At 36.5% G+C, this 24,602-nt stretch carries 22 protein-coding genes and 1 tRNA gene; 11 read left to right on the top strand and 12 right to left on the bottom strand.

Going from position 1 to position 24,602, the window contains the following annotated elements; all coding sequences use genetic code 11:
- Positions 1-35 precede the first annotated feature (35 nt).
- Positions 36-2,564: a S9 family peptidase gene (locus EPA86_RS06655; RefSeq protein ID WP_140602650.1), complete on the top strand. Its 2,529-nt coding sequence runs from the start codon at positions 36-38 to the stop codon at positions 2,562-2,564.
- Positions 2,565-2,623: 59 nt separating this feature from the next.
- On the opposite strand, the gene rrtA is transcribed toward EPA86_RS06655, so the two are convergent.
- Positions 2,624-3,220: a rhombosortase gene (gene rrtA / locus EPA86_RS06650; RefSeq protein ID WP_140602649.1), complete on the bottom strand. Its 597-nt coding sequence runs from the start codon at positions 3,218-3,220 to the stop codon at positions 2,624-2,626.
- 75 nt (positions 3,221-3,295) lie between these two features.
- On the opposite strand from rrtA, the gene EPA86_RS06645 reads away from it, so the two are divergent.
- From EPA86_RS06645 to EPA86_RS06635, 3 genes are all read left to right on the top strand, one after another.
- Entirely contained in the window at positions 3,296-3,937 is a 642-nt protein-coding gene (locus EPA86_RS06645) for a tRNA-uridine aminocarboxypropyltransferase (RefSeq protein ID WP_140602648.1), read from the top strand.
- Positions 3,938-3,958: 21 nt separating this feature from the next.
- Positions 3,959-5,725 carry a gamma-glutamyltransferase gene (ggt, locus tag EPA86_RS06640; protein ID WP_140602647.1) on the top strand — a complete coding sequence of 589 codons (1,767 nt, stop codon included), beginning with the start codon at positions 3,959-3,961 and terminating at the stop codon, positions 5,723-5,725.
- A 400-nt stretch (positions 5,726-6,125) separates the two neighbouring features.
- Entirely contained in the window at positions 6,126-6,347 is a 222-nt protein-coding gene (locus EPA86_RS06635; protein WP_140602646.1) for a TIGR02922 family protein, read from the top strand.
- A gap of 115 nt (positions 6,348-6,462) precedes the next feature.
- On the opposite strand, the gene EPA86_RS06630 is transcribed toward EPA86_RS06635, so the two are convergent.
- From EPA86_RS06630 to EPA86_RS06615, 4 genes are read right to left on the bottom strand one after another with little or no spacing between them, the layout of a single operon-like run.
- Positions 6,463-8,715 (bottom strand): xanthine dehydrogenase family protein molybdopterin-binding subunit, encoded by a 2,253-nt coding sequence (locus EPA86_RS06630; RefSeq protein WP_140602645.1) that lies wholly within the window; start codon positions 8,713-8,715, stop codon positions 6,463-6,465.
- A 2-nt stretch (positions 8,716-8,717) separates the two neighbouring features.
- A complete protein-coding gene (locus tag EPA86_RS06625) occupies positions 8,718-9,173 on the bottom strand; it encodes a (2Fe-2S)-binding protein (RefSeq protein WP_140602644.1) in 456 nt (151 codons plus the stop codon).
- Positions 9,170-9,766 (bottom strand): nucleotidyltransferase family protein, encoded by a 597-nt coding sequence (locus EPA86_RS06620; protein WP_140602643.1) that lies wholly within the window; start codon positions 9,764-9,766, stop codon positions 9,170-9,172. The genes EPA86_RS06625 and EPA86_RS06620 overlap by 4 nt, the downstream gene beginning before the upstream one ends.
- A complete protein-coding gene (locus EPA86_RS06615; RefSeq protein ID WP_140602642.1) occupies positions 9,756-10,766 on the bottom strand; it encodes an XdhC family protein in 1,011 nt (336 codons plus the stop codon). The genes EPA86_RS06620 and EPA86_RS06615 overlap by 11 nt, the downstream gene beginning before the upstream one ends.
- A gap of 120 nt (positions 10,767-10,886) precedes the next feature.
- Here EPA86_RS06615 and EPA86_RS06610 point away from each other — a divergent pair, with 120 nt between their 5' ends.
- Positions 10,887-11,408, top strand: coding sequence for a choice-of-anchor U domain-containing protein (locus tag EPA86_RS06610; protein WP_140602641.1), 522 nt, complete (start codon positions 10,887-10,889; stop codon positions 11,406-11,408).
- Between the two features lie 100 nt (positions 11,409-11,508).
- Here the strand turns inward: EPA86_RS06610 and EPA86_RS06605 are convergent, their stop codons facing one another.
- A complete protein-coding gene (locus EPA86_RS06605) occupies positions 11,509-12,699 on the bottom strand; it encodes a class I SAM-dependent methyltransferase (RefSeq protein WP_140602640.1) in 1,191 nt (396 codons plus the stop codon).
- 129 nt (positions 12,700-12,828) lie between these two features.
- Between EPA86_RS06605 and EPA86_RS06600 the strand changes: the two genes are divergently transcribed.
- On the top strand, positions 12,829-13,098 hold the full coding sequence (locus EPA86_RS06600; protein ID WP_140602639.1) for an acylphosphatase: 270 nt from the start codon (positions 12,829-12,831) through the stop codon (positions 13,096-13,098).
- A gap of 27 nt (positions 13,099-13,125) precedes the next feature.
- On the opposite strand, the gene EPA86_RS06595 is transcribed toward EPA86_RS06600, so the two are convergent.
- The 6 genes from EPA86_RS06595 to EPA86_RS06570 all read right to left on the bottom strand — a co-directional run bounded on the left by EPA86_RS06595 (position 13,126) and on the right by EPA86_RS06570 (position 20,769).
- On the bottom strand, positions 13,126-13,332 hold the full coding sequence (locus EPA86_RS06595) for a DUF1653 domain-containing protein (RefSeq protein ID WP_140602638.1): 207 nt from the start codon (positions 13,330-13,332) through the stop codon (positions 13,126-13,128).
- A 39-nt stretch (positions 13,333-13,371) separates the two neighbouring features.
- Entirely contained in the window at positions 13,372-13,803 is a 432-nt protein-coding gene (locus EPA86_RS06590) for a hypothetical protein (protein WP_140602637.1), read from the bottom strand.
- 165 nt (positions 13,804-13,968) lie between these two features.
- Positions 13,969-14,964 (bottom strand): cysteine synthase A, encoded by a 996-nt coding sequence (gene cysK / locus EPA86_RS06585; RefSeq protein ID WP_140602636.1) that lies wholly within the window; start codon positions 14,962-14,964, stop codon positions 13,969-13,971.
- 436 nt (positions 14,965-15,400) lie between these two features.
- Positions 15,401-15,838, bottom strand: coding sequence for an META domain-containing protein (locus EPA86_RS06580; protein WP_140602635.1), 438 nt, complete (start codon positions 15,836-15,838; stop codon positions 15,401-15,403).
- Positions 15,839-15,886: 48 nt separating this feature from the next.
- A complete protein-coding gene (locus tag EPA86_RS06575) occupies positions 15,887-18,259 on the bottom strand; it encodes a carbohydrate binding family 9 domain-containing protein (RefSeq protein ID WP_140602634.1) in 2,373 nt (790 codons plus the stop codon).
- Between the two features lie 122 nt (positions 18,260-18,381).
- A complete protein-coding gene (locus EPA86_RS06570; protein WP_170309586.1) occupies positions 18,382-20,769 on the bottom strand; it encodes a carbohydrate binding family 9 domain-containing protein in 2,388 nt (795 codons plus the stop codon).
- A 212-nt stretch (positions 20,770-20,981) separates the two neighbouring features.
- Here EPA86_RS06570 and EPA86_RS06565 point away from each other — a divergent pair, with 212 nt between their 5' ends.
- The 5 genes from EPA86_RS06565 (at position 20,982) to EPA86_RS06545 (ending at position 24,598) form a co-directional block, all read left to right on the top strand.
- Positions 20,982-21,704, top strand: a complete 723-nt coding sequence (locus tag EPA86_RS06565; protein ID WP_140602632.1) for a DUF599 domain-containing protein — start codon at positions 20,982-20,984, stop codon at positions 21,702-21,704.
- 10 nt (positions 21,705-21,714) lie between these two features.
- On the top strand, positions 21,715-22,203 hold the full coding sequence (locus EPA86_RS06560) for a DUF2919 family protein (protein ID WP_140602631.1): 489 nt from the start codon (positions 21,715-21,717) through the stop codon (positions 22,201-22,203).
- Positions 22,204-22,229: 26 nt separating this feature from the next.
- Entirely contained in the window at positions 22,230-23,000 is a 771-nt protein-coding gene (dnaQ, locus tag EPA86_RS06555) for a DNA polymerase III subunit epsilon (RefSeq protein WP_140602630.1), read from the top strand.
- Positions 22,988-24,334 carry a TIGR03503 family protein gene (locus EPA86_RS06550; protein ID WP_246058290.1) on the top strand — a complete coding sequence of 449 codons (1,347 nt, stop codon included), beginning with the start codon at positions 22,988-22,990 and terminating at the stop codon, positions 24,332-24,334. Before dnaQ ends, EPA86_RS06550 begins: the two co-directional genes overlap by 13 nt.
- Before the next feature lie 187 nt (positions 24,335-24,521).
- Positions 24,522-24,598, top strand: a tRNA-Asp gene (locus tag EPA86_RS06545).
- Positions 24,599-24,602: the final 4 nt, after the last annotated feature.

Here is a 24,602-nt window from a genome sequence, read left to right as displayed (position 1 = left end):
TTATTACCCCTTGTTTATTGATAAGTACTTTTATTATGAAATTAAAAATTCTATCTATTGCTCTGAGTATTACCTTGACGGCTTGTACAGCTCAACAAGTTAATAATGAAGCGATGACAGCAAAAGATATGGCTGTTGTTAATGCAGAGCCTACTCATAACATGCAAGCAGTGTTAACAACAGAGCAGCAGTTAACTAAGCAAGACAAAATTGCACAACACAAAATTACCTTAGAACAAATTATGGCCGACCCAGATTGGATGGGACGTTCACCAGAGTCATGGTACTGGGGTGATGATAATCACACAGTACTTTATAAGCAAAAGCAGCCAGGAAATCCGCTAAGAGATTTACATAAAATTAATTTATTAGCCAGAGATAATAACGAACAAACCCAGCAACGTAATACTTTAGTTGCTTTGGCTGATCTTCATCATGTAGACGATAAATATGCGCAATTGAATCAAACAGGTAGCCACAAAGTTTATACTTTTCAGGGCGATGTGTTTGTAAAAAATATCGCGACAGGCCAAGTCATACAATTGACCAGTACTTCATCAAGGGCCAGTGCAGCGATATTCCTACTTAATGGTGAAGTTGCTTATCGAATAGCCGATGTGTTTTATAGTCATAATCTCACAAATGGACGAGTTACTGAGTTGGCGAGTTTAGTGTTAAAAGATGAAAAAACATTAGTTAAAGAGCCCGCTACCTATTTAGCAAAAGAGCAACATAAGCTGATTGACTATATTGCTCTTGAGCATAGAAATAAGAAATTAAAAACAGAAAAAAAACAACGCATCATTGAGCAGAATAATGCTGTGTCTGATACAAAGTTTTATTTAGGCAAAGATAAACGCATAAGGCATGCAAGCTTATCTCCTCGTGGTGATAAGTTATTTATTAGTATCACTGATAATAAGCCAAGTCGTGCAGCAACTGACATTATGCCGAATTACATCACTGCAACGGGTGATATTGCTGCTGAAAAGGTGAGAGCGAGGGTTGCTAATAACCGAAAGTATGAAGAGCAACTATGGGTTATTGACTTAGTTTCAGGAAAGAAAAGTTCACTTTCTTACAAAGACTTGCCTGATTATGATACTGACGTTTTAGCCAATGTAAAACGTGAAAATCATGAAAGAAAAGGCTTGAAATATAAGACTGAGAAGCAACCGAGAAAAATTCACCTATTACAAATGCGTAATGCGGTTAAGTGGTCTGCTGATGGTACAGAAGTCGCTTTAATGCTAGAGGCATGGGACAACAAAACACGATGGCTTTCTACTGTTGACTTTAAAACTAATCGCTTAGTTACTCAGCATAAATTACATGATGATGCTTGGATAAACTGGAGTTTCAATGAATTTGGTTGGATGAACAATAACGACAAGTTTGATTTATATTTTTTGTCTGAGCAGTCAGGTTACTCTCACTTATATATTAAAAAATTATCAGGTAAAGCCCAGCAACTTACTTCAGGTTCATTTGAAGTGAGTAACGTTCATTTCTCAAGTTTACATAATCGTTTTACTTTTAAGGCCAATAAAAAACACCCCGGTATTTATGAAATATACCAAGTTGATTTAAGTAAACAATTAACAGCATTAACTAACTTAGGTGGTATGAATGATTACCAGCTAAGTCCTGATGAATCTAAGTTGCTTATTGAACACTCTACAGTGACTATGCCACCAGAGCTTTATGTTATTGATTTAAATGAAAGGAATGAGGCAAAGCGTATTACTTTTACTGTTTCTGATGAGTTTTTAGCTATGCCATGGTCTGCACCCAATGTTGTGGCAATTCCATCAAGTAATCAGAATATGCCAATTTATTCCAAGGTCTATTTACCAGAGAATTATGATCTGAAGAAAAATAAGAACAAAGCAGTAATGTTTAGTCATGGAGCAGGGTATTTACAAAACTCTCATTTGGGTTGGTCAGGATATTTCAGAGAATTCATGTTCCATTCAATGCTAGTACAGCAAGGTTATGTGGTTATTGATATGGACTATCGCGCATCAAAAGGCTATGGCCGAGATTGGCGAACTGCCATATACCGCCATATGGGCAGTGTTGAAGTAGAAGATATGCAAGATGGTGTAAACTGGTTAATTGAAAATGCTAATGTCGCACCAGAACGAATCGGTACATATGGCGGTTCATATGGCGGGTTTTTAACCTTAATGTCAATGTTCACTCAACCTGAGTTATTTGCCTCAGGTTCTGCCTTACGATTAGTGTCAGACTGGGCTTATTATAATCATGGCTATACATCGAATATTTTAAACACTCCAAAAGATGATGCGATTGCTTATGAGCGCAGTTCTCCCATTTACTTTGCTGAAGGTTTAGCTAAACCATTACTTATTAATGCTCCTATGGTTGATGATAACGTGTTTTTTGAAGACAGCGTACGCCTAGTTCAAAGGTTGATTGAGTTAGAGAAACAAGATTTTGAAACGGCAATTTATCCAGTAGAGCCTCATGGTTTTGTACAGCCAAGTTCATGGTTAGATGAATATAGAAGGATCTATAAATTATTTGAAACGACGCTATAACATCTAATTGAGGTTAAAATAGTGAAAGCGAATGGTTTATCTCTAAACCATTCGCTTTTTTATTTGTTTTTCTTTTGTACAACAGTATATAAGGCAAATACTAATCCGAATATTGCCCCCCATAAATGCGCATCAATGGCCACGCTGGCATTAATCAAGGAAGAAACCTCTTCACTCGCGCCATAAATTTGTTCATGGGCAATTTTAAGCCACACACCAATAAAGAGTAGGTAGCCGGTTTTCTCTTTTTCATAAATATCCATAACGGCTCCCCAAACAAAGACACCATGTAACACGCCTGATAAACCAACGTATTGAATGATATCTGGCGATAAATATAGTAAGGCTAAACTTGTGCAAAGCGCTGTGAAAAGTAACAGCACACTGTAGTTTTTTAAGTTGTAAAAGTGCCCATGAATAAACCAAAGTAAACACATAGCTGACAAATTGAGCATAAGGTGAAAGCCATTAGTGTGAAATATATGGCCGGTAAGTAAACGCCAATACTCGCCAGATATTATGGCTTGGCGATGGAAGATTAAATTACCGCTTAATAGTTCATCGAATAGAAAAGCGGTTATGGAAAGTAGAGCAATAACAAGCACAATGGCATATTGATGAAAAGAAAGTGGGATGTTTTTTAGCGCTATTTTCATAATTAGGATAATTTTTATTTTTTGTATTTGAGCGACACAGTATACAATGACTTTTTTATTCTTTTTTGATTTTCTATGACTCGAGCTATTTGTCAGCACTGTTTACGGCCAAGTAAAGCTTGTATTTGCCAGTTTATTACGCCGTTAAACAACAAAATTCATGTTGTTATTTTGCAACACCCAAGTGAAGAGAAACAAACGAAGGGCACTGTGACCTTATTATCAAGCTCTTTAAATCAGTGTCAAACCATAGTCGGAGAAAGCTTCACTGAAAATGAAGCGTTTTTGGCTGTACTTAAGCGCTTCCATTGCTTCTTACTCTATCCTGGAGAGCAAGTAGAAACACTTTCAGTAGAACCGCTAACTAAATCAAATGAAAGTGATAAACCTTTATGTATGGTGATACTCGATGGTACATGGAAAAAAGTCTACCGTATGTTGCAATTAAATCAAACGTTACAGCAATTACCTCGCTTGCAACTACCTGAAGCACTCGCTTCTTCAGGTAAATACATCATCAGGAAGGTCGCAAAAAATAATGCACTTTCTAGCTTAGAGGCGTGTTGCTTTGCACTTGCGTTGCTTGAAGAGCATGAAGTATCAACAAAAAAAGAAATGAGTGTAATAGAGTCGAGTCAATATCAAAAGTTACTTGATAAATTTGATGAATTTAACCATTTTCAATTATCCTTTGTGCCTAAAGCACATCAGTCATAACGCATTTATTAGGGTTAGTTTATGCTAAAAGTTGTAAGTCATATTGTTGTATCGCTACTGTTTGTCTATCAAGGTGATTTGGTCGCACAGCCATTAACAAATAATCCTGTTAAACAAGAAGTTAGAGAGCCAGAAGCCGCTACTGGCTACATTCGTAAAAAAGCCGTAACTGGTGATGAGTTTATGATTGCTGTAGCTAATCCTTATGCTTCACAAGCGGGCTTTGATATTCTAAATCAAGGTGGTAGTGCCGTTGATGCTGTTATTGCTGCCCAATTAGTATTAACACTGGTTGAACCGCAATCTTCTGGTATAGGCGGTGGCGCATTTATGTTGCACTGGCATGAAAAAAATCAACATTTAACAACATTCGATGGCCGAGAAACTGCGCCAAAACTTGCGAGTAGTGATTTATTTTTAGCTGAAAATGGTAAACCTCTGAGATGGATAGAAGCTGTAGTTGGCGGTAAATCAGTTGGGGTGCCTGGGGTGTTGTTAGCGATGAAAAAAGCCCATGATAAATATGGCAAACTTCCTTGGAAAACACTTTTTACTGCGGCTATTGATTTAGCTGAAAATGGCTTTGTAGTCTCTGCTCGCCTAGAAAAGCTTTTAGCGTTAGGTTACAACCCTGGTATTCATTCGTTACCTGAAATAAATCAATACTTTTTTCCTAATGGCCAATCGGTAAAAGCGGGTGATATTTTAAAGAACCCTAAATTAGCGAAGTCATTAAAAAGTATTGCTAACGATGGGGTAGAAGTTTTTTATCGGGGGTGGCTGGCTAAGAAAATTGTCGATAAAGTGCAAAAATCAAGCATAGCACCTGGCTTATTATCGCTGGATGATATGAAGAATTATCAAGCCAAGCAACGTGATGCTGTATGTGGGCAATATCACCAGTTTAAGGTGTGTGGTATGGCACCACCAAGCTCTGGTGGGATCAGTGTTATTCAAATACTGGCACAACTAGAGAGTTTTAATATGTCGCAATATGAAGTGAATTCATTATCGGCGGTACATTTATTAACACAAAGCTTTCGTTTAGCGTTTGCTGATAGAGATAAATATGTTGCTGACACCGACTTTGTTTCTGTACCTGTGCAAGGTTTGATTGATGATGACTACTTAGCCAGCAGAGCCAAGCTTATAAATATTAAAAAGGATATGGGAAAAGCAAGTGCAGGTAAGCCATTAAATGCTTCACTATTGGCAAATGATGATGCTATTGAAAGGCCATCAACCAGTCATTTAAGTGTGGTAGATAGTGACGGTAATGCTGTGTCGATGACATCGAGTATTGAAAACGGCTTTGGCTCAGCTTTAATGGTTGAAGGTTTTATTCTCAATAATCAATTAACTGATTTTTCTTTATCTCCAAAACGTCAAGGTAAGCTAGTTGCCAACCGAGTTGAAGCAGGTAAAAGACCACGTAGCTCCATGGCACCTATAATGGTTTTTAATGATGATAATAGTCTTAAACTAGTTATAGGCTCTCCGGGCGGTAGTCGCATAATTAATTATGTAGCACAAACCTTGATTGGTGTTTTAGATTGGGATTTAAACGTACAAGAAGCAATAAATCTACCCAAAGTAACCAACAGGAATCGCCTGACTACGTTAGAGCAAGGAACGGCGATTGAAAGCTTAAAACCAAAACTTGAAGCAAAAGGGCATAAAGTCAGTGTTCGATCATTAAATAGTGGTTTGCAAGCTATAGAAATAAAAAATGGCAAACTTATTGGCGGGGCCGATCCAAGAAGAGAAGGATTAGTGTTAGCTAAATAATTATTAGAGCGTGTTTGATTTTGTGATACAAGTTTTGTGCGAATTAAACGTGATTTAATCAAGGCGTAACGATTGAAATATAGCTTTTCTATATAAATGAGCTACAACAAAGAGTGAATCACGTTTAAACGAATCCCACGGACAGCGTTCATCTGAAATTTCTACGGCGTTATCGCCTATTTATGGGGAATAACCACTTTACATAGACTCTCCTTTGCATAAATATCAAATATTCTGCAGCAAAAGCCTACAGCAAAGATCAACACGCCCAAGTTGCTAGTTGATGTTTTAATAGCTTAAATTAATTGAATTTATATAAAGTTATTTAATAAAAATTAGACAAATAGTCATTTTAAGTTAATAGTTTAGGTGCGGGTTGATTTCTTTATTTGGGGATTACATGGATAGCACAGCGAATACCACGGTCACGATAATCTATTACAATGAAGACTGTATTGAATTACAGCATGTGGTGAAATCATACCCTAAAAGCGAAGCGGGTAGAGTGATTATTCCTCATGAATTTAAAGAAGGAAAATCCATAGTGGCAGTCTGTTTAGGTGAGATTGTTATTTTAAATAAGGTTGGCGACAGAGTTATCTCAGTAGAAATAGATGAGTAAAATTTTTTCTCTGTTTGGCTAAATAAAGGTTAATGTATTAGCAAAAGCGCTATAGATATAGCGCTTTTGCTGTTTTAGTCATAATGGTTTTTGAGTATGACTAATTAAAGTACGACTATACTTCCATTACTTTATTAATAGGCAAGTCACGTATTCTGATCTTACTTGCATGGTATATAGCATTAGTAATACTTGGTACTACTGGCGGTACACCAGGTTCACCTATACCACCAGGTGGTTTTTTTGAGTTAACTAAGTGAACAAACATTTTAGGTGCTTGATTGATGCGAGTTACTGGGTAATCATAAAAATTATTTTGTTCAACAGCTCCGTTACTAACAGATATTTCACCCATTAATGCGATGGATAAACCAAAAATCATGGCACCTTCCATTTGCGCTTCAACACGATCAGGAGTTACTACAATTCCACAATCAACAGCAGTATGCATTTCTAAAACTTCGATTTTGTTATTAACAACTTGCACTTTAGTGGCCGCAGCAACGTATGAACCAAAGCTACGTAAAAAGCTAATTCCCCAGCCCTGGTTTGAAGGTAGCTCTTCTTCGATATTTGCCTTGTCACTAATGAGGTTAATTAATGACTTCATGCGTTTGGTATCTACAGGATGATCTTTATAATCTAAATCATAGTTTGAATACTTGAAGGAATCACTTGATGGGTTATCTTCTCTGTCGCTTCCTATGAGTGATAACCACATAGCTCTTGGCGATTTATTTGCTTTAACAGCAAGCTCATCTACAAATGACCCTAAGGCAAAACCATTATTTATACATGCAACCGATCTAAGCCAACCAGGTCTTACGTATGAGTCCACATCATGCTTTTCTAAGCTTAAGCTATTTAATTCAAACGGCATATCGGCAAAGCCAAGAGAAAGCTGTGAATCACTTGGATGTTTAGCTTGTTCATCCCATAACCAAGCAATAGGGGGGTAGGCAGTTCTTGCAATTAAATTATCAACTTGGCCTTGGCCATTAACTTGCGCTTTAAAATAATTAGCTGAACTTGAATGATAAAAACCATGTTGCACATCATCTTCACGGGTCCAAACGACTTTGACTGGTTTGTTCGTTTTTTGAGCTAACTCTACGGCTTCAATGATAAAGTCACCTTTTGACTTGCGGCCAAAAGCGCCGCCCATTAAGGTAACATTTAGCTCAATTTTGTCTATTTCTTCACGGGGAATGCCTAGCTCTTGCGCTACCATACCTTGAGCCCATTGTGGATTTTGAGTACCTGCCCAAATAGTGCATTTTTCACTTGTGACTATTGCTGTGGCAGCTGGTGTTTCCATAGGAGCATGATGTAAATAAGGTATTGAGTACGTTGCTTCTACCGTATTTGCTTCATCATAATTGTGTCTATAAACGTCACCTTTACGACGAACAATAGCTCCTTTAGTATTGACTTGTGCTTTAAGCTGTTTAGTAAATTGTTTACTATCATGCTTTGACGCAGCAGCAACATTGCTGGTATCCCATTCAATAGATAATTTTTTCTTACCTTCAGTGGCGGCCCATGTATTTGTTGCTAATACGGCAACTCCTGAAAGAGGGTATACACCCGCTGGTAATTTTCGGGGTTTTAGTTGAATAACATCTACGACACCTTTAACTTTTTTAGCTTCACTGGCATCAAAGGATTTAACCACGGCACCGACAACTTTTGGTCGTTGGATAACAGCGATAAGCATATCGGGTAATTCAATATCTTGGGCATATTCAGCTTGACCCGTTACAATGTTATCAAGATCTACTTGTTTAACGTTTTTTCCTATTAATGAAAAATTATGCTGACTTTTTAAAGTAATAGTATTTACATCAGGCGCTGTTAATTTTGCTGCATGTTTTGCTAGTTCACCAAAAGTGATTTTTTCGCCTGTTTTATTATGATAAACAAAGTGTTTTTTTGCACTAACAGCGGATTTATTAACTTGCCATATGTTAGCTGCCGCTTGCTCTAACATTTCTCTTGCTGCTGCACCTACTTGTCTTATAGTAGTAAAATGACTTCTTATTGATGCTGAACCAGCTGTTCCTTGCGGTCCATATTTAGCGTCAGCTTTAGCTTGCACTACGCTAACTTTGTTCCAGTCAGCTCCCAGCTCATCAGCAATTATTTGAGGTATACTGGTTCTAATACCTTGCCCCATTTCACTTCGATGACAGATAATACTAACATCACCTAAGTCATTAAAACTGATAAAAAAGTTAATTTGGTGTTCTGCTAACGTATTAGCTTGCGCTTTTGTTAAGGGTAAGTGAACACCAAGAGCAAATGACCCTGCGGTAATGCCTGCTAGTTTTATAAAGTTACGACGACTGACATTCTCAATTATTTTCATTTTTATGACTCCATATCTGCCGCTGCGTGAATGGCCTTTTTAATGCGTTTATATGTACCACATCGACAAATATTACCTTGCATGTGCTCGACAACTTCTTCATCAGACGGACTAGCATTGTTTGCTAATAGCGAAGCCGCACTCATCATTTGACCACTTTGACAGTAACCACATTGAGGAACTTTATGCTCTCGCCATGCCTTTTGCACTTTATGGTCGCCATCAGTGCTTAAACCTTCTATGGTCGTGATTTTTTGTTTATTTACCGCAGAAATAGGAGTAATGCATGAACGGATTGCTTGACCATTTAAATGCACGGTACAGGCTCCACATTGTCCAACACCACAGCCAAACTTAGTGCCTTTGAGTTTTAATTCATCACGCAGCACATACAGCAATGGCATATCGGGTTCTACATCGACGGATATGTTTTTATTGTTAAGTGTTATCTCAATCATACGGGCTCCATTTCATTTTTAATTTTATTGGATAAGTATTGGTAATCTTCTTGGGTATCAATATCATATTGTGCTTTTTGACAAGGGACGAAATGACATTGTGCTAAGTTATTTTTAATTATTTTTTGCGCCCCTTTATCGCCAGTTAATCCTTTCAGTTGCTCAACATATTGTGTTGGGAAAATAGCGGGCGCCATTACTTTGTCACCAGCCGTTGTAACTATTATTTTATTGGGGTAGGTTATTTGAGCTTGTAATAGGGCAAGATAATGCGAAGTTGGAATCAATACTTGGTCAGCAAGTGCAATTAATATTGCGCTTTTTTCAAGGTTTATTTTTTCACATGCTTGAGCAATAGTATGCCCCATACCCAATTGCCAGTTAGCGCAGGCAATTGTGGTAATACTGGTATTTAAGTGGGGCATTATGCTGTCTTTGTTAGCGCCTAATGCGACATATATTTTTTTATTTAGCGAAGAAAGCCGAGTAATAGTGTGCTCTAGCATGGTTTTACCTTGAATAGTAGCTAGTTGCTTACAGCCTTTGAAGCGATTACTAGCTCCCGCCGCCAGTATCAATATGTTAACTGACATGTTTTAGTCGCTTTATATTATGAGAATAACTGCCTAATGCTAATGCGGTTCTATTTTCAATAACTGCATGTGCTTGCGACAAAATTGATAAGGCAATTGATTCCGGTAAATCACCACCGAGATCTAAACCAATAGGGTTTGCCAGTGGAGCACTTAATTTACTAAGTATTATTTGGTTTTCAGTGATAAGTTTTTCAGTACGGTGTTGAGGGCCGAGAATGCCAATATAGTTAGCTTTACACGTGTTTAATGAGAGCAGTGCTTCAGCATCAAGTTTCACGTTATGATGCATAATGATAACGGCATCAGCTTGGTTTAACTCTGTTTGAACTAAGTCAGAGCCATAATCTGTCTTTAAAATAATATCAGCTTCTTTGAAGCTTGCCCTACGGGCGTAAGCTTGTCTTTTATCTATCAATGTGATGTGCCAGCCCAAGATATGTGCCATTTTGACTAGAGGTTGACTATCGAGTCCACCACCAAAAATCACGACATGGTGAACAGGTTTTAACGTTAAGAATATTGCCTTATTTTCGTTAATGCACATAGATTCTTGATGTGCTGGGATGACTTGGTTCTGTTGTTTGTTGTCGGTTAGATCAATTTTATATTGACAATTATGCTTTTTGTTCAATTGATTTAATACGTTATCTAAATCTAGGTAATTATTTTCCGGTGTAATAGGCTGGAGGAGTACAGTAACTATTCCGCCACAGCCTAAGCCTAGTTGCCACGTAATATCGCTTTCATCTTGGCTGTCGTAACATACTTCGATGCTTTGCGCTAACTGCATACATTTTTGGGCGTGATGTAATAAATCAGCTTCTAAACAACCGCCACTGAGTAAGCCAAAACTCTTGCCTAAATCATTAAGTAGCATCATAGCACCCGCTTTTCTATAGGAAGAGCCCTGTGTTTTTATTATGGAGGCTAAAACCCACTGACATTGATCTTTTTGCTTTTGCCAGGCATTTAGTAGGGAATGTAATTGATTACTCATATTATTCTATATTTTTGTAACTTCAATTTAAGATAATCTACCTTGGTTAAAATGAAAAATTTAAAATGTAACTAATTACGAAATAATATCTTGGGTTTTCAGTAACAACGCTCTGATGGATTGGCGTTATCTCAACTTGAGATAGATAAAACTGGGCGGATAAATCAAGATAGTCTTGTACATCAAGGTAACTATTTTGATTTTGAAATACACGATATTCAACCGTTTGGTAAATCTGCTTACATTGTTTTTCCTTTAGCTCAAGCTATAGCTGAACATGCCGTATATCGTAAATATACTCACACCAGTGGTTGGAACGATTTTAAAGAAGATAGTAAGAATACCATTGCAACAAGTGAAACAATTAATGGTGTTTGTCCCGCTCCTCATAATGAAATGTATCAAGCAGGGCTTAATGTAGGTCACTTATGCTTGAGACTGTTTATAGAAGATGGTGGTGTTAATGATAATGATGGGATTGCTAATGGTGTAATTGTTGATCCTGGCGGAATAGCCATTGTCGCTAACTCAACGATTGCAAAAGAAACGACACCTGAGAAATCAAGTAGTGGTAGTTTTGCATGGTGGCTAATGTTATTGATCATAGCTAATTCAACATTAAGGAATAAGCGAACTTGCTAATCAATAAAAGCAGTTAGAAACACAAGAACTAAGGTTTAAATTAAAAGGTAAAGCTTTTCAGCTTTACCTTTTTTATCTTATCGGGTTAAACTTTGCCTCGTTATTCAACTTGGCAAACTAAACCTTTCAAATAGTAGCCTTCTGGATAATTTGATGAAATAGGGTGGTCTGCTGCTTGTTGCAGTCGTTCTACAAAATAAACATTTCTTTTCGCATCTAATGCTGCATCAGCAACAACTTTTTGGAATAAACTCGCATCCATCAAACCAGAGCAGGAGAACGTTAATAACAAACCATTGGGGTTTAATAATTGCATAGCGAGCATATTAATGTCTTTATAGCCACGGCATGCGCCGGTTAGCTGTGCTTTTGACTCAACAAACTTAGGAGGATCTAAAATAATCATGTCAAATTTTTGCTTTTCATCTCTATAACGACGCAATAATTTGAAAACATCTTCTTTAACAAAACTAACATTTTTACCTTCTAGGTTGTTTAGCGCTAAGTTACGCTTACCCATGTCTAAAGCAGCTTGAGAAACATCAACGTTTGTGACAGACAGAGCATCATTCGCTGCGCAGTGTAATGAAAATGTTGAGGTATATGAGAAGCAATTTAATATATCTTTGCCTTTTGCAAATTTTCCAGCAGCTAATCTTGAATCCCTTTGATCTAGATAAAAGCCTGTTTTGTGGCCTGTAGCGACATCAACATGTATTTTAATTCCATGCTCTTCAATTATGCATTCCGTTGATTCTTGTGGCTCTGTTAACCATCCAGTTACAGGCTCTAAACCTTCTTTTTTACGAACATCAACGTCTGAGCGTTCGTATATATGACAGCCAGGGAATAGCTGCTTTAAACAATCCACAATGGTATATCGATGAAAGTCTGCACCTGCACTTAATAACTGGCAAACAATAAAGTCATCATATTTATCAATAGTTATACCGGGGAGACCATCTGATTCACCGGCAATTAGTCTATAGCCAGAGAGCTGCCCCTGCGCGATAAACCAATCACGTCGTTGTTGAGCATTTTGTAATTTATTGTAAAAAAAATCACGGTCTATTTCTTGTTTCTCTTCAAAACTCCATATTCTAACTCTAATTTGAGACTCAGGTGAGTATGCTCCTTTAGCGAGCCATTTACCTTTATTATCAAAGATATCAACAGTTTCTCCGAGCATCGGTTTGCCTTTAATCTTGCTCACTGCTTTAGAGAAAACCCATGGGTGTTTTCTTAGTAATGATTTTTCTCGACCAACATTTAAATAAATTCTTGAGGACATAGGTCTATACTTATAGTTATTGACAGAATTTACTCTGTCTTGTGAGGGGGTTTGTGCCGATTTTAGTCAATGAGGCAACTGGGTGCAAACGATAAAAACAACTCCAAAGATTAGGATAAGAGATTATTTATGAACGTAAGCTATATTGCTCATATTTCAGGGCGTGTACAAGGTGTATATTTTAGAGCTTCTAGCCAACAAAAAGCGATAGATTATGGCTTAAGCGGTTATGCTCGTAATTTGGCTGATGGTGACGTAGAAGTATTACTTTGTGGTGAACAAGGTAAAATTGACGAGATGCTTGATTGGCTCTCACATGGACCAGAGCAAGCAGAAGTTACGTCAATTCAGCACAAACAAATACCTTGGCAAGAGCATTCGTTTTTTTCAATAGGTTAATTTGTGTAGCGCTCATGAAGGCGAGCGTTATTCAATAAATGTGAAACGTTTAAATGTTTTACCTTCTCTTGTGATTGTTTCATCGAACATGCTCAAAGGCCTTACCCAAATATCAGTAGGATTTGCTTGAGGGTGGTAAACAACCAAGTATTCCTCTGTTTCACTATGGCGTGCAAGGTGTAAAACTTGGTAAAGATTTCCTTTGAAGTGTTGGTATGTGCCAGCTTTTAACATAATAGTTCTTTCTTTAATTTTAATGGTAAGCGTGGAATACTAGAATGGGTCTTTTAGAATTTTATCTAAATACCATTCACCATCAATTTGAACAAAAGAAAGTCTTTTAACATTTTTAATGCGATTATCCTGATAGTAACCATCAAAATAAAAGGTAATCGATGCTGAACCTTTAAATTGTTCGCGTAGTTTCACCCCACTATCATCTGCTTTTACATCCACTTTATCATAAGACAAGTTAAATAAATGGCGAGCTACAGCTTGAGGTGTTTGGTAATGCAATACCAGTTTTGCAAGTTTTGGTGAGCAGACTTTAGCCGCTTTTTTTACATTTTTTTCATTATAAAGCGCTTGAAAGAATGCTACGCCAACATGTTCTGGGTTATCAACTTCAGTTATTTCATTTTTATCTTCAAAGCAGCCTGTTAGGGCAAGTACTAAAAGGGCAATTAAGTATCTAAACTTCATCATGTTTCAATCTTTTGTATATTAAACGCAATTTAAACATATTAACGTAGAAAACGTAGGCACGGGAAGTACTTTTGCTGCTTATTTTATTTAAAGCATATTTACATGCAAGATGATTAGGCATAAAAAAAGGCACTGTGAAGTGCCTTTAATATGCTGATACATGAATTATTGGACTAATTCTTTATCAGAGAAGCTCTCAGCAAATAGAGGGCTAGATAGATAACGTTCAGCAGAGCTTGGTAAGATAACGACAATATTTTTACCTTGGTTTTCAGGTTTTTCAGCAAGACGCTTTGCCGCAACTACTGCTGCACCAGAAGAAATACCTGCCAAGATACCTTCTTCTTTCATTAAACGGTGCGCCATATTCATTGCTTCATCGTTAGATACTGTTTCTACGGCATCAACCATTTCAAGATCTAGGTTACCTGGAATAAAACCAGCACCAATACCTTGGATTTTATGAGGGCCAGGCTGCAATTCTTCACCTGCTAAAGCTTGGCTTATAACTGGTGAATCAGTAGGTTCAACAGCAACAGTAGTTATTGCTTTACCTTCAGTTAATTTTATATAACGACTAGTACCTGTTAACGTACCGCCAGTCCCCACACCAGCAACAAAAATATCAACATTTCCATCCGTATCACGCCAGATTTCAGGACCTGTTGTTTCTTCATGTATTTTAGGGTTTGCTGGGTTATCAAATTGACCTAATAAAACATATTTATCTGGGTTAGATGCTTGTATTTCTTTGGCTCGAGCAATAGCACCATTCATACCTTTGGCGCCATCAGTTAGCTCAACTTTAGCTCCTAAAGCCGTTAACAGCTTACGACGCTCTAAGCTCATCGTATTAGGCATTGTCAAAGTTATGCCATAGCCTCGTGCCGCAGCTACAAATGCTAAAGCAATGCCTGTGTTACCACTAGTTGGCTCTATGATTTCTTTGCCTTGACCTAGTAAGCCTTTTTCTTCAGCATCCCAAACCATACTTGCACCGATACGGCACTTAACACTAAAGCTAGGGTTTCTTGCTTCGACCTTTGCATATACTGTTGCACTTTGGTTGCCATCGCTATTTTCACTATTAATAACGCGGTTTAACTTTACTAAAGGTGTGTTACCAATTGAGGTAGAGTTATCTTTAAATATTGTAGACATATATAAATCCTATGGATTATTTTTATTAACAGGATAAGATTAGCTAGTTATTATAAAAAAAGAAGTGATATTTTGTTATAACTTATATAGCAAAAAGGAATAGTGAGCTGTAGAACTAGTATATCCCTAATATAAAACCGATGAGATGCGGTTAATATTTGTTAATAAATTAATTACAGCGTTAGCAAATGGACAAACCTTAGGAAAAAAATCTTTGGTATAAAGGTACTTCAGTTAGATGGAACACAGTTATCGCTTTGGGATAGTTTGTAGCTATGGAGCGGGAATTGAACAGCTCTTTTAGGGCTTATTGCAAATATTGGAACCCTAATCGCCAAGCTATTCATAATAAAATTTCTTCGACTGTTGTTATTGATACGCGAAAAGGCAAACTTTCAGCATGTGAGAATAATGTTTGCCTGATTTTACACTGCTATTATAAGTATATTTTTTTAGCAGTGATAACCGTGTTTCCTTCCCTGTTGAATAACGTTAACTGATGCTCATTTAATTTGAAGTGAGCAATATTTGGTAATTCTTGTAAAAAACTACTTTCTTGAGCCATTAATTTACCGGGACACATTTTTCGTGTTGTGGCAGCCATTGTAATGGTGAGTTTCGAATTTTCTTGAGTAAAACTGGTTCGAAAGTTATTGCAGCCTGTCGTTCCCATTAATGTATTGTCATCAGCAAACATTAATGTTGCCGAGTGTTGTGCAATAACATTTTGATTTTTAATGGTGATAACTTGCCATTGGCCGATCAAGGCTTTTTGATGTTCAATAGGGGGACTCTTTTCGCTTTGGTTTGCTGAACAGTTTGACAACATCACTATTGCCAATATTGATGTTATAAAAACTTTGCATAATTTCATTTCTGCATCCCCCTTTCTATATCGCTTTTAAGGTGTTTCATTAATGCATTATGGCATCCATGAATAACTGAGTTTAGTGAAAAATGTTCGTTCTTCCCGCTCTAAATCATTTAAATAATCATCTTGGTAACTATTATCGGAATAACCTAAGAAAAAGACCGTCTGAGGATTTACTTTATAAGCATAAATTAATTGGCTTGATAAATTATTGCTTTTTTCTGAAACATTGATTTTTGGGTTGTTATATTTATTTCTATCTATATCAGTATATACCAAGCTTAATTTTAAATAGCTCCTTACATCAAATTGATATGAGATACGAACATCCGTTAAGTTAGCTGTGTAAACGTTATCATCAAACTTAGGGTTATGATTGTCTGCTTCTAACTGACTCAATGTATGTGTTATATCTATTTCTAAATGATTAGTGACATTCCAAGTCAGGTTGGTTGAAAGCTCCTGTAAATCACCTAAACGATCATTGTAATAGTCAATTTTATCACCCAAAGTCATATCAACACTCATATAAAAACGAGGGTGTGGTCTAGCTTTTACATAGACGTTTATTTGGTTTTCTGTAAATTGATTGGTGTTTCCATCAATGGTCAATACAGTATTATCATGCCTCAGCCCAACTTTTTCAGCATGACTTAAACGTATATCAGTATAGAGTTGTTTTGGTCCATCAATTTCAAAATTTGTGCTTAAGTACCGTTCAATGAATTCACTATTTTCGTTTTCAATAATATGCCAACGGCCAGAAAGTTTGGCTTCTTGCCATAAACTGCCTTGCTCAGAATAAAATCGTCGCCCTATACTTGCTTGGCTTTTTTGCAAATCTACTTTTGTCATGTAACCTAGATCAGCACGAAAATCTTCACCAATATTTTCATGGCCAACATGAGCAAGCCAGTATTCAGAGTCGTGATTAAAGTCTAATTTTATTGCTTGATCGGTAAACTCATCTTCTTGTTGACTTCTAAGAGCTTGTTCAGCAAAGGGACATGAAGATAAATCTTCCCCACAAAAGTTACTATCGAGATCTTCTGGATATTGAGTTTGTGAACTAAGCAGTTGTGCGCGAAACCAATTCGAATTGTTAATTCGATACTTGCCATCAAGACCTGCTAAATAATTATGGTAATCGTCAGATTTTCTTAAGGTTGAAATGGCACCAACAGATAAATTGTCATTATGATCATAGCGATAGCGAAGGGCACTTGAGTGGCTTTCTTGCGAAAGAGATGCAATGTTGGCACTAAGGTTCCCCGGCATAACAAAGTTTGTTTCAGTGTCATTGGTTATAAACATGCCATAACTATGTTCATCTGAGCGTCCTGTCAATTTTGCGCCGTAATCGGGGTCAGCAATATTTCTTGTATAAACTAGGTCGTAGTTTGATTTAAAGTAATCAGTGTTATCTAGGAAAAATGCTCGTTTTTCATTATAAAATAATGAGAATGTTTTATTAACGCTAAGTTGTCCAGCATCAGCTTCTACCGTTGAAAAATCAGGATTTATCGTTGCGTTAAGGGAAGTATTTGCATCAATCCCCCAACGTAAATCAATACCTGCCTCAATATCATTATCCTTGTCCCAATTACTTTGAGGATTGTAAATATCTTTGCTTTGAGCACTACTTGCAGTTACTGCAGGGGTTAATCGTAAATTTGTCCCCGTTTTAGCATTTTTAAAGCCCACCGCTTCTGGGTATTGGCATAACCAGCATGGATTATTTCTATCTAATGGAACATGAGAAATTCTTAGGCGAGTTTCTCTTGGGTAGCTTCTTACCAGTTCAATAGCCCATTTTTTTTCTTCATTGTTTTCTTCAAAGTTTAAAATACTGTAGGGAATTGCCATTTCAACTTGATAACCATGTTCGGTTATTTTTCCGTAGGAGTACCAAATACCATCCCATAAGTCATTGGCTTCACCAGTTATTTCATTAAATATGGCATCATTTTGTACACCAAAAGGGTTAACAAAAAACTCGTAATTTAGTCGCCTGTTATTATGAGGATCTAACTTGATACCAACGATATCATCAAACCATTTTGTATCTCGATCACCTAAAAAACCTTGAATTTTTTTAGGATCAGGGTCGTTAGCAATAAATGCTATATAGATATATTTACCATTCTCAATGATTTTAGCTGTAGTTTTGATGGGAGAGGGTAAGTTATCCCATGGGCTATTAACAATATCTAAAGAGACAGATAAAGCGTTTTGCCACATATCATCTGACAAATCACCGTCAATGTTTATCGTGTTTTGTTGATAAGGAATGGTTAAGTTTTGGCTTTGACTTGCAGCCGGTACTTTAACAGTAAGCTCTGAAGCCTTAGAGCTGGCGCATACTTCAGAGCTAGTTATGATACTGATAAGAAGAATAAAGCTAGAACAGCTAAGCTTTTGCATATTTTATCCATAAATTATTATTGTTTTTAATAGCTTATAACAAGCTAACTAATAAACGGATTGTACAAGTTTATGCTGTTAACACAATATTTACTTTACATTTTTGGGTTATTTATTGGTGGTTATTTAATCCACGCATAGCTGAATTTAAGAAAACCGCGGTGAGTATCCTTTTCTAAGTTACTAAAATCTTCTTCGGTACCATGATGTGATGAATACCCTAAGTAAAAAACGGTTTGAGGGTTGATTTTATAGGCATATAGCAACTCACTAGATAAATCTTTGCTACGTGCGGTTATATCATCAGGATCGATATATAAGTAATTATCAGGGTTTCTGTGGGTATTATTATAAATTAAGCTAAAACGTAGGAAGCTCATGACGTTAAATTGGTAAGTTGCTCTAAAATCAGTTAAACGGGCGATAAAAACATTATCATTGATACCCTGAGAATTTTTTGCGTCAAGGCTTCGATAAGTTTGCTTTAATTTTACTTCTAAATGACGATTAATATTCCAGCTTACTTTCGTACTTAACTGCTGTCTTTCACCTAAACGATTATTTCGATAATCTATTGCATCTCCACCTGAGATATTCATATTTAAGTACAGACCCAAAATAGGTTTGACTTCACTAAAAAATGACCATTGTTTTTCATTAAATAAATCGGTGTTCCCAGTTATGGCTAAATCACTTTTGTCTTTGCGGCTACCCACTTGTTTTCTATCGGTATAGGATAGTCTAAAGTAAGATTCATATTTAGCCCTTAATTGGGCATTTATATCAAATTCTTTTTCAAGTAACTCACCATTATCGTTGTGACTGATATCCCAATCGGAATATACAGAAACATCGTTCCACCACGAGTTATCGTCGGCATACCACCTTCTTTGTGCACCTGTTACAAATTTATTGAAGTCAACTCTAGAGATGAAGCCAAGGTCGCCTCGAAAGCCTTCATTTTGTTCATTGTATTTGGCAAAGTAATGCCAAGCACTGTCAGTGTGTTCATAGCTTATTCTATATGCATGACCTTTAAAGCTATCAGTTTGAAGCGTCCTTAAGGCACTTTCATTATAAACACAGCCATATAGGTCACAGTCATTTTCTTCAGCAGGTGGTTCACAGTCATTTTGATCATCAATATCGCAAAACTGTTGATATAAGTCGTCAGGGTACTCAGTGTCTGATTGCAAAAATTGAAATTTTGCGACATCTTCATCGTTAAATCGCACTCTACCATCTATACCGTTAACTAGGTTTTTATAATCTTGAGCAGTCCTTAAAGTACTTATCCAGCCTATCGTAATTTTTTCGTTATAGTTGTTTTGATATCGAAAAGCACTCGCTTGTGATTCATCATCTATTGTTGCAATTGAAGACTTTCTATTACCCGGGATTAATATATTGGTTGAAGTATCGTCGGTAAAAAAGACACCAAAAGAGTGTTTATTATGTCGACCTGTTAATTTACCGCCGTAGTTTGGTGCATTGATATTACGGGTATAAACTAAGTTGTAATTTGAATCAAAGTAGTCAGCATTATCTAAGAAGAAAGGTCGTTTTTCTTCATTAAACAAGGCGAAGTTATTATTAATATTCAAACGAGCATTATCACTTTCAACCGTGGAAAAATCAGGGTTTATGGTGGCGTTTAACAGAATATCTGGCGTTATTCCCCAGCGTAAATCTAAACTGGCTTCAACATCGTTATCTTTATCCCATAAGTTTTCATCGTCTTCATTGATAGTTTCAGAGCTACTGGCAACTAAAGATGGCGTAATCATCAAATTACTACCTTGTTTTGCCTCTTTAAAACCAGTCACTTTGGCAAGTTGACATATTTCGCAGTTGTTACCGCGTACAAGCTGTATGTTTGAAATTCTAAGGTTTTGATTTCTTGGATAAAACCTTACAAGTTCGATACCCCAAGTTTGCTCTTTTAATTTGTCATTAAAATTTAGCATTCTTAATGGTAAGGCCATTTCAACAATATAACCTTGCTCGTTAATTTCTCCTGCGCTGTGCCAAATTCCATCCCAAGAATCACTTTCACTATTAGTGACTTCATTTTCAATACCGTCAATTTGTACACCAAGTGGATTGACCATGAATCGATAGGCACTACGTTGTTCGTTATATGTATCTATTTTAATACCGACAAGATCATTGCCCCAAGCTCTATCTCTATCCTTTAAAAAGGCTCTAATTTGGCTCGGATCAGGATCTTTTGCGATAAATGCTATATAAAAAGTTGTACCATCTTCCATTAATAAAGCTTCAGTACTAATCGGGCTGGGAGTGTTGTCATAAGGCCTTGTAACAATATTGATGTTTATGTGTTTAGCTTGTTGCCATTGTGGTTCATCAAGCTTTGCATCAATTGAAATATCGCCTTGAGTTTTTGGAATACTAAAGTTTTTATTTGTATTCAAAGATTGTGAAGCATAGCTCAGTGAATGAACTAATAAGGAAAAAGTAAAAAAAACAACATATTTACTAATAGACAACTTTATGGCCCCAACTATTTTCAAGCAAGTATAGACAAAAATATATTTTGTACAAAAAGAGAGATGATGATGTTGTTGTTTAATGATAGCGATGTCAAAGCAAACACGATAATCTGCATGAATAATAAGATAAGCGTTTAATGCTTGTTTAATATAGCTAACAAGATATCATTGTTACTCTGTATTTTTTTCATTTTTAGGTGATAGATTTCATGCCATTTACCTTACTCGATTTTATCGGTATGTTAGTTTTTCTACTATCTTGGTTCGGTTATACGGTTTTTGCTAAAAAGAAAGCAAAAACAACAGACTGTATAGCAAGATCATTACATCAGCATCGTATTCATTGGATGTATGAAGTGATAACTAAAGACATTCGAGTAGGTGAAGCAGCACTGTTAGCAAATTTAGAGCGAAATATAGCTTTTTTTGCTTCGAGTACGTTATTAATTTTGGCTGGTTTATTTACCTTATTTGCTAAAATTGACACTTTAGCTAGTGTTATTGCCTCATTTCCATTTGCTAATTCTGTTTCACATATAGTTATTCAAGTAAAACTCGCTTTATTGGTGTTCATTTTTGCTTTATCTTTTTTCCAATTTACTTGGTCAATGCGACAATATGGCTTTTTAAATGTCATGGTTGGTGCGTTACCAGTAGATTTATCCGGTGGAAACGACAACCTTAAAGCTTATGCTTTGCAAATGGCGGTTGTGCAAGATCAAGCAGCTCATTCTTATAATTACGGCTTAAGATCTTATTATTTCGCATTAGCTGCGATGTGTTGGTTTTTTCATCCACTGCTGCTTGTCGGGATGAGTTTGTGGGTGGTATATACACTGTATAGTCGAGAATTTAACTCTAAAGCGGTTAGAGCAATCACTATAGGCCAGAAAATATTGCACGAAGAAAGAGAAAAGCTTGCAGAAAAGTAGGGTAAATTAGTTGTCTAAAGAATATAAAAATTATTCAGTAAATGATTTTGACAAATTTGATTGTTTAAAAATATCTATTCGAGTTTATCTAGTATTAATTTATATACTGCGAGGATATGTTGTTTGGGTAATGTCAGTAACGAATATGCGAGATAGAGTTGGCATTATTCAATGGCTGTACCCTGAACAAAGCTTATTCTTTTTAAGTTTGCTTTCAGGTTTAATGGGACTATTTGTTGTTTTAATTTTAAGTTTAAGACGCCCTAATGCGCCTCAGTGGGTAATATCTATTTGGCCTTATAGTCGTGTGATATTGATTATAGCACTGTTGTTTGATTACCTAATTAACTTGTTGGGTTACTTTCAATGGCAGCTTTTTTCTCCTTTATGGCTTGCTATACAGGGGGGAGTAGTTATTTTTCTTATTATACTATGCTATAGCAGTGATAGAATTAACATCAACTTAAGAGAGTTTCCTGAGACACTCCCAGAAAAATAAACGTTTAATAATAAAAAGGTAACTTTGTGAATAATCCTGACACCTCAGCACCAGTTCAAGAAGAACGCTTAATCATATTAGATACAGAAACTACTGGTATCAACCCAAGGGAAGGCCACCGTATTATTGAGATTGGTTGCGTTGAAATGGTTAATAGGCAGTTAACAGGTCGTAACTACCATGCTTATATCAAGCCTCTTGATGCTAAAGGTCAAACTCTTGTGATGGAGCAAGAAGTAATTGATGTTCATGGGTTAACCAATGACTTTTTAGAAGATAAACCTAACTTCTCTCAAGTCGTTCATGAGTTTATTGATTTTATTCGGGGGGCTGAGTTAGTCATCCATAATGCAAAGTTCGATGTTGGTTTTATGGATCATGAATTTGCCTTGTTTAATTCAATTAGTCGCCCCCAAGATAAAGTGCCTATGACCAATGATATATGTACCATCACCGATACATTACATGTCTCAAAAGATGAATTTGGTTCACCGAAAACGTTAGATTATTTAGCCAAATTCTATCGTGTAGATAAACTTGTAGATCGTACTTATCATGGCGCTTTGATTGATGCTCAATTACTCGCCTTTGTCTATATTGAGATGACGCGAAAGCAGTCTGCATTTAATTTATCAGCGGGAAGTGATGAGAATAGTGATGCAGACGCTATCAGAAGGCTATCTAGTAGCAGGAATAAATTAAAGATTATCACTGCATCTGCCGATGAAGAGAAAGCGCATGAAGAGAGATTAAATATAATAAAAGAAAAGGGCGGGGAACCACTTTGGAAATATTGAAAAAACGCAATAATTCAATAGTAAATACCACAAAAACAGTTTTTATATGCCTGTGTACTTGGTATTGCACTTCAATACTTGCGGCACAATCTACTAAAGACAAAGGAATGTTAGATAAGTCGACGGTTGAGTTTTTCCAGAGTGATAACAAGACAAACCAGATACCGTATTTTGATAATAGGTTTCGAATTGATAGCGAATTAGAAGAAATCACATTAATTTTCTATCGTAAAAAAGGTAGTGTCCCTATTATTTTAGTACGACCTGATGGCAGTAAACTTAGAGTTAACAGCTTTGATAGTGAAAAGGTACAATGGTTTGATGATCGTACATTTGACATGATCAAAATAAAGAAACCTATGCCAGGGCCTTGGCAAGCTATAGGTGATATATTACCAAATAGCCAAATATTAGTGGTTTCAGATGTAACTATAAAAGTTGAACCATTACCCAATATTGTGTTCTCGGGCGAAACGCTTAAAGTGCAAGGTAGCCTCTTTAATGGTGAAAAGGCTATTGATAGCCCAAACTTTAAAGCAGTTGTTAATTTGGATGTAAATTTCTATAGTACAAATAATTCGAGTTACGATAACTTTGGGGCTGACGCAATTAAAGTTACTTCCTTCAGAGATGATGGTCGAGGCTTAGATGAGTATGCCAATGACAGTACATTTACTGGCGAGTTTGTTTTAGATTTTGCTGCTGGTGAATGGCAACCTGTTTATTTAGTAAAATTGCCAATGGCAACACGTGAGCTTCGTCAAACCCCGATTATGCTTTTACATACACCTGTTCAGGTCACTGTTGAGCAGTCAACACATGAAGAAAAGCCACATGTTTTGCAGTTAACTATAGATAACAAACATGTTGACCCTGAAAGTTTAGTTTTTCAGGGCAAAGTAACATTCCCAGATAGACAAGTTGAACCATTTTCTATAATGGAAGGTACGGGTGTTACGAGGCAAAAAGAGATTGAATTTACAGAACCTGGTTTATATAGGATAAATATTAGTGCTTTTGGTAAAACAACTGACAGGCGCGAGTTTAGATTAGTAATACCTGAGCATACATTTAACGTTAAACCTGATGAAATAAATGCTTTAGTACCTGATTTAAGCCAGTCAAATGGTGATAACAATGTTTCACTTTCATTTGAACAACAACAAGCTGCTAAAGAGCAGGAACTATTAGCTCAAGAAAAAGCGCTGGAAGAAAAACAGGCGCAAGCAGAGCAAAACCTGTTAATTATTATTTTGGGTAATGTTGTAATTATTATTTTGGCAATATCTATATTTTTTGGTTTTCGATTCATGAAGAAGAAACGTGCCAAATAAAGTTTAAGAATTCAATTTAAATCAAAATTGAGATAAATTTGGTGAAAATATGTTTGTAAATCCATCATTTTGCACATCAAATGGCCAGACAGACATTTTTATGAAAAAAGTGGTTGACTGCGACGTCTCATAACCGTATTATCTCGCCGCATTCAACGACATGTTGTTGAATACAGAGCAAGATCGCGGAGTGGTAGTTCAGTTGGTTAGAATACCGGCCTGTCACGCCGGGGGTCGCGGGTTCGAGTCCCGTCCACTCCGCCAATTT

Origin of the sequence: Litorilituus lipolyticus, assembly GCF_006439335.1 — a bacterium.
GTDB lineage: Bacteria > Pseudomonadota > Gammaproteobacteria > Enterobacterales > Alteromonadaceae > Colwellia > Colwellia lipolytica.
The sequence above is the reverse complement of the archived record's forward strand: the minus strand, read 5'-3'. Positions and strand labels throughout refer to the sequence as shown.